The organism is Agromyces italicus DSM 16388 (genome assembly GCF_000421545.1).
GTDB lineage: Bacteria > Actinomycetota > Actinomycetes > Actinomycetales > Microbacteriaceae > Agromyces > Agromyces italicus.
Map to the genome: position 1 here is coordinate 762,356 of NZ_ATXF01000005.1, position 15,858 is coordinate 778,213.

At 69.5% G+C, this 15,858-nt stretch carries 7 protein-coding genes and 1 pseudogene; 5 read left to right on the forward strand and 3 right to left on the reverse strand.

The features are described from left to right. Nucleotides 1–146 precede the first annotated feature (146 nt). The 3 genes and pseudogenes from H516_RS0107960 to H516_RS0107965 all read left to right on the forward strand — a co-directional run bounded on the left by H516_RS0107960 (nucleotide 147) and on the right by H516_RS0107965 (nucleotide 7,433). A complete protein-coding gene (locus tag H516_RS0107960) occupies nucleotides 147–6,260 on the forward strand; it encodes a carboxypeptidase regulatory-like domain-containing protein (protein WP_157432183.1) in 6,114 nt (2,037 codons plus the stop codon). A gap of 43 nt (nucleotides 6,261–6,303) precedes the next feature. Continuing rightward, nucleotides 6,304–6,429 (forward strand): annotated as a pseudogene (locus H516_RS21690) (M13-type metalloendopeptidase); the annotation flags it as partial. A 95-nt stretch (nucleotides 6,430–6,524) separates the two neighbouring features. Then, nucleotides 6,525–7,433: a serine hydrolase gene (locus tag H516_RS0107965; protein WP_026378562.1), complete on the forward strand. Its 909-nt coding sequence runs from the start codon at nucleotides 6,525–6,527 to the stop codon at nucleotides 7,431–7,433. A gap of 311 nt (nucleotides 7,434–7,744) precedes the next feature. Here the strand turns inward: H516_RS0107965 and H516_RS19085 are convergent, their stop codons facing one another. Together H516_RS19085 and H516_RS0107980 are read right to left on the reverse strand one after the other, a co-directional pair. Further along, the gene (locus tag H516_RS19085) at nucleotides 7,745–8,461 is read right to left on the reverse strand and encodes an esterase/lipase family protein (RefSeq protein ID WP_022889198.1); all 717 of its coding nucleotides are present in this window, start codon (nucleotides 8,459–8,461) and stop codon (nucleotides 7,745–7,747) included. Nucleotide 8,462: 1 nt separating this feature from the next. Next, complete coding sequence (locus tag H516_RS0107980; RefSeq protein WP_022889199.1) at nucleotides 8,463–8,867, reverse strand: NUDIX hydrolase; 405 nt, start codon at nucleotides 8,865–8,867, stop codon at nucleotides 8,463–8,465. Nucleotides 8,868–8,939: 72 nt separating this feature from the next. On the opposite strand from H516_RS0107980, the gene H516_RS0107985 reads away from it, so the two are divergent. Continuing rightward, entirely contained in the window at nucleotides 8,940–10,325 is a 1,386-nt protein-coding gene (locus H516_RS0107985) for a glycine--tRNA ligase (RefSeq protein WP_022889200.1), read from the forward strand. A gap of 63 nt (nucleotides 10,326–10,388) precedes the next feature. Here H516_RS0107985 and hrpA read toward each other — a convergent pair whose 3' ends face one another. Then, on the reverse strand, nucleotides 10,389–14,450 hold the full coding sequence (gene hrpA, locus H516_RS0107990; RefSeq protein ID WP_022889201.1) for an ATP-dependent RNA helicase HrpA: 4,062 nt from the start codon (nucleotides 14,448–14,450) through the stop codon (nucleotides 10,389–10,391). A 122-nt stretch (nucleotides 14,451–14,572) separates the two neighbouring features. Here hrpA and H516_RS0107995 point away from each other — a divergent pair, with 122 nt between their 5' ends. Further along, complete coding sequence (locus H516_RS0107995; protein ID WP_026378563.1) at nucleotides 14,573–15,400, forward strand: aldo/keto reductase; 828 nt, start codon at nucleotides 14,573–14,575, stop codon at nucleotides 15,398–15,400. Nucleotides 15,401–15,858: the final 458 nt, after the last annotated feature.

The following is a 15,858-nucleotide window of genomic DNA, read 5'->3' on the forward strand; positions in this document are numbered from 1 at the left end:
GGCAGCCGCCGAGGCGGTCCTATGCTCGATTTCTCCAGCCAGAGAGTCTGATGATCATGCCGTTGCGCGCGCGCCGACATTCACGCCAGTCCGCCCCGAACATGTCCTCTGCTCCGCGCTTCCGTCTGCGGCGCCCGCTCGGGATCGTGGCCGGACTTTCAGTCGCGGTGACGACCCTCGTGACGGCGCCCGTCGCGGTCGCGGCCGAGCCGGCGTGGTCGCTGAGCAAGATCGGTGAGTACGATTTCACGCAGGCGATGGCGCTCGGCGATGGGTGGGATGCCACGGCCATCAGTCCCGACGGCCGCTACCTGGTGACGTCCGATGCGCGTGCCGAAGGCCGGGCGTTGCTCCTCATCGACACCCAGACGCAGGCGAGTCGGCTCGTGAACGCGTATCCCCACGGGAGCGGGAGCATCGGAGCATCGTGGGAGGCCGGTCGTGCGCAGGTCAGCACCGGCGGCCGTTACGTCGCGTTCACCGAGAACGTGAAGAATCTGCCGAAGCCTGCGGTCGGCACCGACGCATCCTTCTGGACGTACGTGTACGACGCCGAGTCCGAGACGGTGACGCCGGTACCGACCACCCCTGAGCTGCCGCGCTTCAACGAGCTCGTGCTCGTCGACATGAGCGCAGACGCATCCGTGATGCTGCTCCGAAACGACGACAACGGACGCCGGCTCTTCGTGACCAAGCGCGATGGCGCCACGATGACGACGAAGCTGCTCATGGAACTTCCCGCTCCGGCGCGCTCCAGCGACGTGCAGCGATACCCGTACCCGCAACTCAGTGACGACGGCACTCGGGTGATGCTCCACGACCTGACTGGTGAGGGAAGCGTTGCGCTGTACGACATCACGGGCGAGGCACCGGTCCTCGAGTGGTCGGAGGCCGCGTACGTCGGGAGCGAGCCCAGTCCATACTTCAGGACCGCGCGGCTCGGTCTCAGTGCCGACGGCTCGGTCGTGGCGTGGGCGAGCCGCCCGCAGAGCTGGCCGACTGCGGACGTGCCATTCACCATCACGATCCTCGACCGGACGACAGGCGACCGGCGGGAACTCGAGGTGCCCGAGCGGTGGCTCCGATTCGTGGGTGGACTCACTCTGAGCGCCGACGGATCCGCACTCGCGGCAGTGGTCGCGCGGCCGGCTGCCGGCCTGGACGTCTTCGCCTTCGATACAGCGACTGGAGCGGCCGAACTGGTGTCGGCGCCCGCCGACGGCGGGGATCCGTTCCCCGGAGGCCGCGAAACCTCGACCCTGCGAAGTCTCGCCCCGCAGATCAGCGCCGACGGAGCGCGGATCACGTTCAACACCGACAACGACCTCATCACGGGCGTGCGTTCCGGTCCGAGGAATGCGTATCTGGCGGAGTCACGCAGTGCCACGGCGCCCGTCTGGCCAGATGGATCCGCCGTGCGTCTCGTCGAGGCGGGTGCCGAGTTCGTCCGGGTGGAATGGGATGCCGCGAGCGACACGATGGGCGTCGACGACTACCTCGTGAGCGTTGACGGGCAGCTCGTGACCACGGTGCCGGCCGCCACACGCGCCACGCTGCTCGACGGGCTCGCCGCCGACACCGCCTACCGCATCGCCGTTGAACCGAGGAACATTGCGGGGCAGATCGGCGCCCCGCTCGAACTCGAGGTGCGAACCGGCGCCGTCCTGATCGGCGACGCAGCGCTCACCGGGTCCGCCGCCGCCGACGGACGCGTCACGCTGCGCTGGGACTCGGTCGGGGCCGATGCGACGTATCGCGTCGTGCGCACGGTCGGCGGCGCGAGCAAGACCGTCGGTGAGACGGCGGCCGCCACGTTCGTCGACACCGGCGTTCCGGCGGGTGTCGATGTCGAGTATCGTGTCGAGCTCGTGAGCGGCGAGACGACCGTTCGGCTCACCAGATCCTTCGCCGTCGCGACGCCGGCGCTGCCGGCGCCCGTGGTGTCTTGGAGCGCTCCCAAGCTCTCGACTGGCCACCTGGCGCTCGGTTCAACGCTCGCGGTACAGGTGACCGGCCAGCCCGATCGCACCGTCACGGCGGAACTCCGGCTCGGCACGCTCTTCGGCGAGGAGGTCGTGACGCTCGACTTCGTGGAGCAGACCGACGGCCGATACACGGCGAGCCATCCGCTCGTGGCGGGGCCCGTGAACCGCGTGGTCGCGCTCGCGGTCGCCATCGACGACGGTGAGGGGCATGAGGCGACGGCGGAGGCCACCGGACTGCCTGCATCGCTGAGCGGCGCATTACGCCTCGACTTCGCCGGCGCGGCGATCGCCGGCGATGTGCTCACGGTGGCGAGCGCCTCGGCCGAGTTCAGCCACCAGCAACTGCTCACTGCCGAGCCGACCGTGACGGTGCCGGTGCCCCCGGCTGACGACCTTCGAGCAGAGGTGCGCCGAGCCAACGGCAGCCTGGCTGCGTCGAGCACGGGACTCAGCGCGATCCCTGCCGCCGAGACATTCGTCGAACTCCGCTTGGCCGCGGAAGCCACGCTCGACGTCGAGGTGCGGATTGCGGGCGGCGAGCCACTGCGTGACGCGGTCGTCGAGGTCTCGGGCCGAGACGGCGCCACGAGCGGCCGGACCGACTCGCTCGGCGTCGCTCGATCCAGTGGTTGGCAAGGGGGCGACACCGTCGGAGTGCGTGTGACCTCGTCGGCGCTCCCGATCGAGGCTCAGCCCGATGTCGAGGTCGTGCTCGTGGCCGGTGCGAATCACGTCGTCGTGGAGGTGACCCCGGTCGGCGCTGCGATCATCACTGGAATCATCCGCGAGAACGGGGAGCCGATCGCAGGCGCGACCGTCACGCTCTCGCAGACGATCGCGGGGCAGAACCTTGTGCGCGTCGCAACCACCGGTGATGACGGCCGGTTCGCGCTCGAGGGGTACGTCGGCGCGTCGACGTTGCGCGTCTCGACGCCGAGCGGCGGATCGGCGACTCGCCAGCACATTCTCGACGCGACGAACGATGTGCTCATCGACGTCGAGCCGCTCGCCTTCGAGACGGTGCGAGTCGATCTTCGCATGAAGCCACCCGGTGAGCCTGAATGGGGCCCGCCGGTCGGCATCGACTGGTCGACCTCGGTCCACCTCAAGGTCGACGCGGACACCAGCGCCGTCCGGCTCGGAACCTTCAACGAGAGTTCTGCGACGATCTCAGGTGCGGTCGGCACCGAGGTTCGCATCTGCGCGGACGCGGTGCAGGTGTCGGGACCGGCCGGGTGCAGTGAGCCGTTCACCCTTACCGGTGAGGCGAAGATTCACGAGGTCGACCTCCGGCTCGGTTGGCCGGCGGGCATCCAGGCGACCCTCCTCGACGGGAATCACGAGCCCTTGACCGGCTCGTGGACGGCGACCCTCATGGGCGAGGAATGGTCGACGGCGATCTCAGGCAACGGCTCCGCGTTCAGCGCCCAACTCCCCGCCGCCGGAAGGTATGTCATCGCGATCAACCACTCCGGGAGCCGCGCTGCGGCGTGGAAGGCTGTCGATGTCGAGAACGACACGGTGACTCAGCTCGGTGAGATCGTGATCAACGAGGTGGTGGGCGCATTCACGGGTGACGGGAACAGCGTGGTGGCGCTCGACAAGCCGGCTCCGGGCGAGACCGTGGAGATCCGCATCGAGTTCGCGGCGACCGTCGCGGTGCGCGGCGCACAGCTTCGGCTCACGACGCCGGCGGGATGGGAGGTGCTCCCTGCGGGCACCATACTCGATGGTTCGCCGGTAACCGCTCGATCCGGGCTCGGCGGCCTGACGGTGCGTCTGGGCGACCTGGCTGCCGGCGACACCGGCGTCCTGCGGGTCACGCTTCGCGTGCCTGCGGATGCGTCGGTCGGAGTCGGTCAACGCGTGACCGCGCTGGTCTCCGCGGGAACCGGCGGCGAGCATGTCGTCGGCTCCACCGTCGTCGACGTCGCAGGAGTCACCATCCACGGGCCGGAGCGCATCTCGGAGTTCACGGCCGTGCTCTCCGGTCTTGCCCCGGCAGGCGCCGAGGTGAGCATCACGGAGCGTGGCACTGTGGTGGGTGTCGCAACCGCGGGCCCCGGTGGACGATGGGAGACCAGAGTCGATCTGCCCGAGCGCCGGCTGTTCTGGGGCTACGAGTTCCAGGCCAGCGCCGTCGGCGATGGACGATCGATGTTCTCGAACACGATCATGGTCGAGTATGATCCCACGGCCCCCGCCCTTACCGAGATCGCCGTCCATCAGAACGCCGTGGGATCGAGCGGACGCACGATTCGCTTCGATCCGCGCGACGGGGTGGCGGTCTTCCCGTTCGTCGTCGTCGATGGCGACGTCACGGTGGGCCTGACGTTCGATCGTCCTGATCAGGTGGACGGAGCCGTGGTGAAGCTCGGAGCGTACGAGGTCGAGGCGATTCGTGGCCTCGACGGCCGGTTCACGGCGACGATTCCGCTGAGGCTCGGCAACGAGGGCCCGATCTCGGTCGACGTGACGAGCCGCGCCGAACCGCTCATGCTCGACGACCCGCGACTGGTCGTGCCATCCGACGAGGCGACCATCCGCGAGTTGATGCCTGTCGGCATGCGCGACTTCGTGATCACCGACGTGACGCCGGTTTCGAACGAGAACGGAACGGGCGAGCGGATCACGGTACTGTTCCCGAGCCTCCCGCCGGCGGACGGCGAGCCGGTCGTCGGCGTGCTCACCCGTGTCGTCGAGGAGGTCGACGTCGAACTCACCGACGACGACCGGCGCTTGATGGAGCAGACGGGCGTGCCCATCGCCGGATTCGAGTTCGAGGCGGCCCCCGGCGGCAACGGGGGCTCGATGGAGGTGATCCTCCCTGCCGATGGTTCGTCATTCGAGCCCGTCGAGGGCGTCGCGTCGGCGGCCTCCGTGTCGATGACGCCGAGTGGCAGGGCGGCAGCCTCCACCGCACTGTTCCGGCCTGGCTTCAAGACGGCGCTCGATTGGGCGTTCAAAGCCGACGCCGCCGAGAGCGCTCGGACGGCCGGTGACAAGTATGAGGCCCTCAGCAAGCTGAAGGATCGGATCAACAACGTGAAGTCGTCCTGCCAATACGACTACGACATGTCGTATTGGGAGGACGCGGTCGACGACGTCGGCAAGCAGTCCATGGCGCTCGACGGACTCAACGCGCTCGCCATGGCCACCAGCGTGAATACCGGCCCCGCCGCCGAGTTCGTCTACAGCGCCTTGACCTACGTCGGCGACAAGACGATGGGAAAGCTGCTCGAGCATCAGATCAACCAGATCGACGAACACGTCACCGGGACCGAGAAGAACTGCGGTGAAACTCCTGAGGAGCGGATGGAGCGTATGCAGGAGGCCTGGCAGCCCATTGCGGATCCCGAATACATCTACGACCCGTCGGGGTTCGTCTACGAGGGCGCCGAGGCCAACCGACTCGAGGGCGTCACTGCCACCGTGCTCCATGCACCCACGGCCGAGGGCCCCTGGGAGGTGTGGAACGCCGAATGGTATGGCCAGTGGAATCCGGTGCTGACCGATGCCGAAGGGAGATACGCCTGGGACGTGCCGATCGGGTTCTGGCAGGTGCGCTATGAGGCCGAGGGATACGCGCCGGCGAAGAGCGACGTGCTCGAGGTGCTGCCGCCGCACGTCGACGTGAACGTGGGCTTGGTGCCGCTCGCCGCTCCGACGGCGACCGGACTCACCGCGACCGGTGAACTGGTGCTGACGTTCAGCCAGCTCATGCAGGCCGCATCCGTGACCACCGATTCCGTCTCGGTGATGGTGGGTGGTGTGCCCGTGTCCGGCTCGATCACCCCCATCGAGCCGCTCGAGACGCCCGACGGAGCCCCCATCGCGCGATCCTTCACGTTCACCCCCGGCGAGGCGTTCGTACCCGGCACCGAACTCGAGATGCACGTGCTCGCGAGTGCGCGGAACCACGCAGGCCGGGCGATGGAGTCGGATGCCATGCTCATTGCGGTGTTCGAGGCGGCACCCGTCGACCCGGCGGACCCGGGTGAGCCAGGCGGCGATGGGAGCGGTTCCGGATCGAACCCCGGGGGCGGAACCGCAGCGGGCGCAACCGATGGCGTCGCGACATCCGGCACGAAGGGACCGCGACGGCTCTCCGACACCGGGGCGTCGTTGATCGCGCTGCCGATCGGCCTCGGACTGCTCGCGCTCGGCGTCGTGTTCGTCGTCGCACGTCGCCGACGGTCAGGCCGTGCCGACGAGGCATCACGATCGGCGTCCAGGTCGACATCGCCGGGGCTCGTTGCGGCCGCGAGGGAGTAGCGACCCTCGGGCAGATCCACGTACAGCTCGCCCGCCTCGGTCGCACTCGCCGAACGAGTTCCGGTGCAACCAGATCGTCCGCAACATCGATGAGTTCTACACTGGCTTCGGAGTGACTGCCGACGACGCCCTCTGGCTCGACCCTGCCGAGCGGGTGACGATCTGGTAATCACCGATCCGAAGTCCGAGTATCCGAACAACTCGTGCGCGCCGCAGCCCGCGGTGGGGGAGCGCCGACCGTCTGAGGAAGAGCGTGCTAGCACCGTGGTGACGTCGTCGCAGGGATCCGAGCGACGTGCACGTCATGCTGACCTGCGCAAGGGCAAGCACCGCACGGAGGAGCCGAACGAGAACTTCGCCCGAGGCTTCGCGGCACTCGGCGAGCTCGCGCTCGCCGGGGTGCAGGTGTCGGCCCGGGCGACGGACCTCGCGACCGGCAAGGTGCTGTTCTCGGTCGACGATCACGTCGTGATGCCGACGGCATCGATCGGCAAGGTGCTGCTGCTCGTCGAGGTCGCCTCCAGGCTCGTCGGTGCGAGCGCCGAGTCGTTCACCGTGCTCGACCGTGCACCGCGCGACGCCGTCGGCGATTCGGGCATCTGGCAGCACCTCCAGTCGCCGTCGCTGCCGGTCGCCGACCTCGCCGCGCTCATCGGCGCGACGAGCGACAACCTCGCGACGAACGTGCTGATCCGCCACATCGGGCTCGAGGCCGTGCGCGCCCGCACCGAGACGCTCGGGCTCACCCGCACCGCCCTCCTCGACCTCGTGCGCGACCACCGCGGCCCCGACGATGCGCCGCAGCTCTCGATCGGCTCGGCGAAGGAGCTGACCTGGCTGTTCGCCTCGCTCGCGCGCGGCGAGATCGTGTCGCCCGAGGTGTCGCAGCGCGTCGTGGGCTGGCTCTCGCTGAACGCCGACCTCTCGATGGTCGCGTCGGCGTTCGGTCTCGATCCGCTCGCGCACCGCTCGCCCGACCACGGTCTGCTTCTCATGAACAAGACCGGCACCGACGGCGGCGTGCGCAGCGAGGTCGGCGTGCTGCGCGGCCCCCGCGCGAGCGTCGCCTACGCGGTGTCGATGTACTACGCCGACACGATGCTCTCCTCGCGGCTCGCGGTGCTCGACGGCATGCGCCAGGTCGGCCTCGACCTGCTCGAGTTCGTGCACTGAGCAAGCCACAGAGCGCCACGAAATCGGAGATCGCCACGACTTCGGACGTTCTCGCTCCGATCGCTCCGATCGTGCGGTGATCCCCGATCGCGCGGTTCCGCGGCCAGATGAGACGGACGTGGTTCCGCCGTGGGCTCGGCGGTCGTCGCGTTCGTGCTCATCGCCGCCAGCGGCCTCGCGCTCGCGTTCCGCCGCCTCGCGTCAGCCCGCTGACCGACCCGCGCGCGCCGCAGCTTCGGCGATCGCCACGACTTCGGATGTTTCGCGGCGATCGGTCCGATCGGGTGGCGATCGCCGACGTCGTGGCGGGGTCACGCGGCCTGTGCGGCGAGGTGGGCGATACCGGCGATCACCGCGGCCGCGGTCTGGGGTGCGCCGAGCACCCTGAAGTGGCCCGCGACCGGCACGCACTCGTTCACGGCGCCGACGAGCTCCGAACCCTCGGGCACGTGCGGATCGAACGCCGGGTAGACCGACACGATGCGCGAATTCGCGGATGCTCCTCCGGTGAGGTGCCCGATGACCGGGCCGACCGGATCGAACTCGCGAAGCGAGGGATCGACCATGTACGCCGCGAGGCTCGAGCCGTTGAACGGCGTCGCGATCGCGACGAGCCCGAGCAGTCCGAGCGCCTCCGCATCCTCCCGCATGAGCATCCACTTGCCCGTGAGCCCGCCCTTCGAGTGGGCGACGACGACCTGACCGGCCGCGGGGGTCGGGACACGGCCGAGGGCTCGCTCGACGCGGGCCGCAGTCTCGGGGATGTGGGCGATGTTCGCGCCCAGGCCGTGCACGACCCGCACCCGGTGCCCGGCCGCATTCAGCGTGTCGCCGATCGACGACATGAACGACCAGTGTTCGTACACGCCCGGCATGAGCACGATCGTCGGCTTCGAGAGGTCGCCGCGCGACCACGAGGCCGGCGGTTTCGGCCGGGTCAGCACCCGGAGCTGGCGCCCCGCCGCATCGAGGTAATCGAGCAGCGACCAGCGCAGGTAGCCGCGGACGTGTGCGACGGAGATCGCCATGTCAGTCGATCAGGCCGGTCGCCGCGAGCCGGACGAGCACCTCGCGCCCGGCGGGCGGGCAGCGATCGAGCTCGCTCGTCGTCACCCAGTGCAGGGAGCCCACCTCGGCCGAGGCCCGCGGCGAGGCATCCGTCTCGGCTCGGAAGACGCGCATGCGCACGAGGCGGCCGTCGGGTTCGCCGTGCGCCTGCGTGACGACTTCGAAGAGCTCGTCGAGCGCATCGGGGTCGAGCTCGAGCGCGACCTCCTCGCAGGCCTCACGGGCGGCGGCCTGCGCGGCGGTCTCGCCGGGATCGATCTTGCCGCCGGGCATGTAGAAGACCTCGCGGTCGCGCGCGGTCACCATGAGCACCCGCCGATCGCGCACGAGCGCGATGGCGGAGACGAGGAGGTCGGGGAGAGGCATCCGTCTCAGCCTAAGATGGTTGCCAGCGCGCCTCGCGCGAAATCCCCGCTCGCCTGCACCATTGGAGCCACCGTGGCCGCACCCAGCCGTCTCGAATCCGTCATCGCCCTCGCCCAGCACCGGGGCTTCGTCTTCCAGGCCGGCGAGATCTACGGCGGATCCCGTTCCGCCTGGGACTACGGCCCCCTCGGCGTCGAGCTGAAGGAGAACATCAAGCGCCAGTGGTGGCGCTACATGGTCACCCGCCGCGACGACGTCGTCGGCCTCGACTCGAGCGTCATCCTCCCGAAGCAGGTCTGGGTCGCCTCGGGCCACGTCGGCGTCTTCACCGACCCGCTCGTCGAGTGCCTGCACTGCCACAAGCGCTTCCGCGAAGACCACCTGCTCGAGGCCTTCGAAGAGAAGAAGGGCCGTGCGCCCGAGAACGGCATGGGCGACATCGCCTGCCCGAACTGCGGCACCCGCGGCCAGTGGACCCCGCCCCGCGACTTCAACATGATGCTCCAGACCTACCTCGGCCCCGTGCAAGACGAGGGCGGCCTGCACTACCTTCGCCCCGAGACCGCGCAGGGCATCTTCACGAACTTCGCGAACGTGCTCCAGGCGGCGCGCATGAAGCCGCCGTTCGGCATCGGCCAGATCGGCAAGTCGTTCCGCAACGAGATCACGCCGGGCAACTTCATCTTCCGCACGCGCGAGTTCGAGCAGATGGAGCTCGAGTTCTTCGTCGAGCCCGGCACCGACGACGAGTGGTTCGAGTACTGGCTCGACTACCGCTGGAACTGGTACGTCGACCTCGGCGTCGACCCCGAGAACCTGCGCAGGTTCGAGCACCCCGAAGACAAGCTCTCGCACTACTCGAAGCGCACCGTCGACCTCGAGTACCGCTTCGGCTTCACCGGCGGAGAGTGGGGCGAGCTCGAGGGCGTCGCGAACCGCACCGACTTCGACCTGTCGACGCACTCCGAGCACTCCGGCAAGGAGCTGAGCTACTTCGACCAGTCGAAGAACGAGCGCTGGATCCCCTACGTGATCGAGCCCGCCGCCGGCCTCACCCGCTCGCTCATGGCGTTCCTCGTCGACGCGTACCACGTCGAAGAGGTGCCGAACGCGAAGGGCGGCGTCGACACCCGCACCGTGCTGAAGCTCGACCCGCGCCTGTCGCCGGTGAAGGCCGCGGTGCTGCCGCTCAGCCGCAACGAGAAGCTCTCGCCGCTCGCCCGCGAGGTCGCAGCAAAACTGCGTCAGTACTGGAACGTCGACTTCGACGACGCCGGGGCGATCGGTCGCCGCTACCGCCGTCAAGACGAGATCGGCACTCCGTTCTGCATCACGGTCGACTTCGACTCGCTCGACGACGATGCCGTGACGGTGCGCGACCGAGACTCGATGGAGCAGCAGCGCGTGCCGCTCGCCGAGCTCGAGGGCTTCCTCGCCGCGCGGCTCATCGGGGCGTAGCCGTCGTCTCGCGAAGGCGGGTGCCCGGGGGCGCCCGCCTTCGGCGTTCCCGCCCACTCGGGCTCAGCCCTTCGCGGCGAGCACCTTCGTGATGCGCTGCAGCGACACGCTCTCGGCCGCGCGCAACTCCTGCGCGAAGAGGCTGATCCGCAGCTCCTCGATGAGCCATCGAGCCCGAACGAGGTTCACGGGCGCCCGCGGCGCGAGCGGAATCGTGCCGCCGGCGTCGGCGAAGCGCGCGAGCGCCACCTGCACCTCGTTCATCCAGACGCGGTCGCGGCCGGGGTTTTGCTCGAGCTTGCCGACGCGCATCGTGACGCCCTCGAGGTAGCGCGGCAGGTGCCGCAGCCGCTCGAGGCCGGTGCGCGACACGTAGCCGGGGAACACGAGCCCGTCGAGCTGCGCGCGCGCGTCGCCGAGCGCCGGGAGCAGGGCGAGGCTCGTCGCCGACTTCACCGCCTTCTCGGCGGTGCGGAGCGCCACGAGCGTGCTCGCGACGAGCGAGACGGTCTCGAACATCGTGTTCATGACGACGCCCGAGATCCGGTCGCGCACGGTGTCGAATTCGAGCTTCGTGAAGAGCATTCCGTCGTCCTTCACCCGGTACAGCACGTCGTCGACGCACGCGACGAGGCAGTCGGCGAACAGCGCGGCGGTGTTCGGGTACGGGCTCGTCGCGAGCACGAGCTTCTCGTTGCCGGTGAGGTGCTGCTCCACGTACTTCACGGGCGAGGGCGTCGCGAGCATGAGCAGGCGCCGGATGCCGCCGGGCATCGTCGCGGCCTGGTCCTCGGGCGTCGCGAGCAGACGGATGCTCACGGTCTCGCCGTCGTCGACGAGGGCGGGGTAGGCGCGCACCCGGTTGCCACCGACGTCGGTGTCGACGTGGCGCGGCAGCTCGGGGAAGTCCCACTTCGTGAGCCCGGTGCGCTCGAGTCCGCTGCCGAGTCCCGGGCCGCCGAGTGCCGAGGGGGTCACGGGGCCCGGTCCGCCCGCGACATCCACGGCCCTCGGCCCGCGTCGCCGTTGCGCGCCCGCGCCGCCGCCCGCCGCGAAGGTGCCGGCGACGGCATCTCGCGCGCGGTCGGAGAACTGCGCCTGGAGCGCCCGCAGGTCCTTGCCCACCCCGAGCTGCTTGCCGCGCCCCTCGACCACCCGGAACGACATCTGCAGGTGCGGCGGGATGCGATCCGTCGCGAAGTCGGCGCCCGTGACGGGCGTGTGGGTCAGTCGCCTGATCACGCCGGCGACCTCGTCGGCGAACGAGGTCTGCGCCGTGGCATCCTGGCCGTCGAGCTCGGCGACGATCTTCGCCGCCCAGTCGGCCGCGGGCACGACGTTGCGCCGGATCATCTTCGGCAACGCCTTGATCATCGCGGTCACGAGCTCGGTGCGCAGCCCGGGCACCTGCCGGTCGAAGCCCTCGGGCCGGAGGCGCGCGAGCAGCACCAGCGGCACCTGCACGGTCACCCCGTCGTCGGATGCCCCGGGCTCGAAGCGGTAGCGGAGGGTCAGCGTCTGATCGTCCTGCTGCCAGGTGGGCGGGAACGCCCCATCGTCGATCGCCGGCGCATCGTCGGGCGCGAGCGTCTCTGCGGTCATCGTGAGCAGGCCCTGGCGCTGCTTCTTCGCCTCGCGCCACCAGGTCTCGAAGAGCCTCGTCGAGGTCACGTCGGCCGGGATCCGCGCGTCGTAGAAGTCGAAGACGGCCTCGTCGTCGAACAGGATGTCGCGACGGCGGCTGCGCTCCTCGACCGCTTCGAGCTCGGCGCGCAGGCGGCGGTTGCGACGGTCGAATTCGAACAGCGGGTCGCGCCGGATCTCGTTCGGCCAGTCGCCTTCGACGAGGGCGTGGCGGATGAAGAGTTCGCGTGCGTAGGGCGCGTCGATGCGGGCGAGCTGGATGCGCCGGCGCTCGACGATCGGCACCCCGTAGAGCGTGACCTTCTCGTACGCGACGGCCGAGCCCTGGCGTTTCTCCCAGTGCGGCTCGCTGTGGCTGCGCTTCACGAGCGAACCCGCGAGCGGTTCGGCCCACGCGGGGTCGATCGCCGCGTTGGTGCGGGCGAAGAGCCGGCTGGTCTCGACGAGCTCGGCGCTCATGAGCGCGGCCGGCGGCTTCTTCGCGAGCGCCGACCCCGGGAAGACGACGAACCGCGCGTTGCGGGCGCCGACGAACTCGGACTGCTGGCGGCGGCCGCGACGTTCTGCGTCGCGCCCCGCCCCGGCACCGCCGCGCCCGCTGCTCGTCTTCGAGTCGTCGCGGAGCCCGAGCTGCGAGAGCAGTCCCGAGAGCAGAGCCTTGTGGATCCCGTCGCCTTTCGCTCCAGCGGGCGCTGCCGGTTCGGATGCCTCGCGCGCGACCTGCAGCCCGAGGGGCTTCGCGAGTCGCACGAGCTGGCGGTAGAGGTCCTGCCACTCGCGGACCCGCAGGTAGTTCAGGAACTCCGACTTGCACATGCGGCGGAAGGCGCTGCCCGAGAGCTCGCGCTGCTTCTCCTCGAGGTGGTTCCAGAGGTTCAGGAGGGTGAGGAAATCGCTCGTCGGGTCGACGAAGCGCGCGTGGAAGCCGTCGGCCTGCTCGCGACGGTCGAGCGGGCGCTCGCGCGGATCCTGCACCGTCAGTCCGGCGACGATCGCGAGCACCTCGCGCGAGACGTCCTGCGCCTTCGACTCGAGCACCATGCGCGCGAAGCGCGGCTCGATGGGCAGGCGCGAGAGCTGGCGGCCGACCTTCGTGAGCTTCGGCCCCACATCCGCTGGTCGAGGAGCACCCGACGAAGAAGGACGCGTCTCGAGACCCTCCAGCGCCCCCAGCTCGCGCAGCAGTTCGACGCCGTCGCGGATGCCGCGGCTGTCGGGCGGGGTGAGGAACGGGAACTCCTCGATCGGGCCGAGACCGAGCGAGGCCATCTGCAGGATGACCGCCGCGAGGTTCGTGCGCAGGATCTCGGGGTCGGTGAACTCGGGGCGGCGCGCGAAGTCCTCTTCGGAGTACAGGCGGATCGCGATGCCGTCGCTCGTGCGGCCCGAGCGGCCCGAGCGCTGGTTCGCCGAGGCCTGCGAGATCGCCTCGATCGGCAGGCGCTGCACCTTCGAGCGCACCGAGTAGCGGCTGATCCGCGCGGTGCCCGCGTCGACGACGTAGCGGATGCCCGGCACGGTGAGGCTCGTCTCGGCGACGTTCGTGGCGAGCACGACGCGGCGGCGGAGCCCGGCGACCTTCGACGGCTCGAACACCCGGTGCTGGTCGGCCGAGGAGAGCCGGCCGTAGAGCGGCAGCACTTCGGTCTCACCGCCGCGACCGCCGCCGGCGGTCGCGTAGTGCCCGCGCACCGCCTGCTCGGCGTCGCGGATCTCGCCCTCGCCCGAGAGGAAGACGAGCACGTCGCCGCGCGACTCGCGGTCGAGCTCGTCGAGCGCATCGAGGATGCCCCGTTGCACGTCCTTGTCCTCCGCGGCGGCGCCCTCGTCGTCGGCGTCCTCGCCGGTGTCGCCCGACGCCTCCGCGATGAGGGGGCGGTAGCGCACCTCGACGGGGTACGTGCGCCCCGAGACCTCGATGACGGGCGCGGGGGTGCCGGAGGCATCCTCGAAATGTCTCGCGAAACTCTCGGGGTCGATCGTCGCGCTCGTGACGATCACCTTGAGGTCGGGGCGGCGGGGGAGGAGCCGCTTCAGGTAGCCGAGCAGGAAGTCGATGTTGAGGCTGCGTTCGTGCGCCTCGTCGATGATGATCGTGTCGTAGCGACGCAGCTCGCGGTCGCGGTGGATCTCGTTGAGCAGGATGCCGTCGGTCATCACCTTGATGCGGGTCGCGTCGCTCACCTGGTCGGTGAAGCGGACCTGGTAGCCGACGAGCCCGCCGAGCTCGACCTCGAGCTCCTCGGAGATGCGCTCGGCGATCGTGCGCGCGGCGATACGACGGGGTTGGGTGTGCGCGATGGAGGAGCGCCCGAGCTCGAGGCAGATCTTCGGCAGCTGGGTGGTCTTGCCCGATCCCGTGGCGCCCGCCACGATGACGACCTGGTGCGACTCGAGGGCGCGCGCGATCTCCTCGCGCTGCGCGGAGACGGGCAGTTCGGCGGGGTAGGTGATCGCGGGGATCGGGAGCGGCGAAGTCATCAGCCCTCCATCGTAGGACGGCGCGATCGTCGGCGCCCCTCCGCGTCGACTTCTCGCTCGTGCGATTCGCGGGGAGCGAACCACCCTGTCGCCCGGCGGGACCGCATGATGGGATGGCGGGCATGACGGTTCCCCGCATCCAGCTCAACGACGGCCACTCGATCCCGCAGCTCGGATTCGGGGTGTTCAAGGTCGATCCGGCCGAGACCGAGCGGATCGTGTCCGACGCGCTCGAGGTCGGCTACCGCCACCTCGACACGGCCCGCATCTACGGCAACGAGGAGGGGGTCGGCCGGGCCGTCGCCGCCTCGGGCATCCCTCGCGAGCAGCTCTACGTGACCACGAAGCTCTGGAACGACGACCAGGGCACGCAATCGGTGCACGACGCCTTCGACGCGAGCCTCGAGCGCCTCGGGCTCGACTACGTCGACCTCTACCTGATCCACTGGCCGTCGCCCGCCCGCGATCGGTACGTCGAGACCTGGCACGCGTTCGAGGAGCTGCGCGACTCGGGCCGGGTGCGGTCGATCGGCGTCTCGAACTTCCTCGTTCCGCATCTCGAGCGGCTGCTCGGCGAGAGCGACGTCGTGCCGGCCGTCGACCAGATCGAGCTGCACCCGGCGCACCAGCAGCCGGCGACCACCGCCTTCGCCGAGGAGCACGGCATTGCGATCGAGGCGTGGGGCCCGCTCGGCCAGGGCAAGTACCCGCTCTTCGAGCTGCCCGAGGTCGCCGACGCGGCGGCCGCCCACGGCAGGTCGCCCGCGCAGGTCGTGATCCGCTGGCACCTCCAGCGCGGGCACATCGTGTTCCCGAAGTCGTCGACGCGTGCCCGCATGGCCGAGAACTTCGACGTCTTCGACTTCGAACTCGGCGAGGCCGAGATGCAGGCGATCACCGCGCTCGAACGCGAGGGCCGGGTGAGCTCGCACCCCGACGAGGTGAACTGAGCCCAGCGCGACGTTCTCGGATCCGGTCGACCCCAGTCGGCCGGATTCCGCGTTTCATCGGGGATGTCGTCGGTGCTGGGTGCGTGTTCGCGGTTCGCGACACGCCCGGGTTGTGTGGTGGATTTGCTGGTTGTGGTGGTGTGCGCGTAGATTTTCTCTTGTCGCTGCGGCGGCCGGGAAGCGCGGGAGAGCGGGTCTGGTCGAGTGGTGGTGGTTCTAGCCAAATAACCTCGAAGGCGCAGCATTGCGACTCGGTGATTTCAAGTCTAGGATGAGATACCCCTTCTAGTTGATCGTGGCTCTTCGGAGTTGTGGTGGTCGTCGTGTTTTCGGCGGGCTGGTTTGGTGGTATGTTTGACAGGTTGCCCTGGGGGCTGGCTCGGCTTTGGGTCGGGTTCAACTCGGGTGCGTCCGTTCCTTGAGAACTCAACAGCGTGCACTATGTTCAATGCCAATTT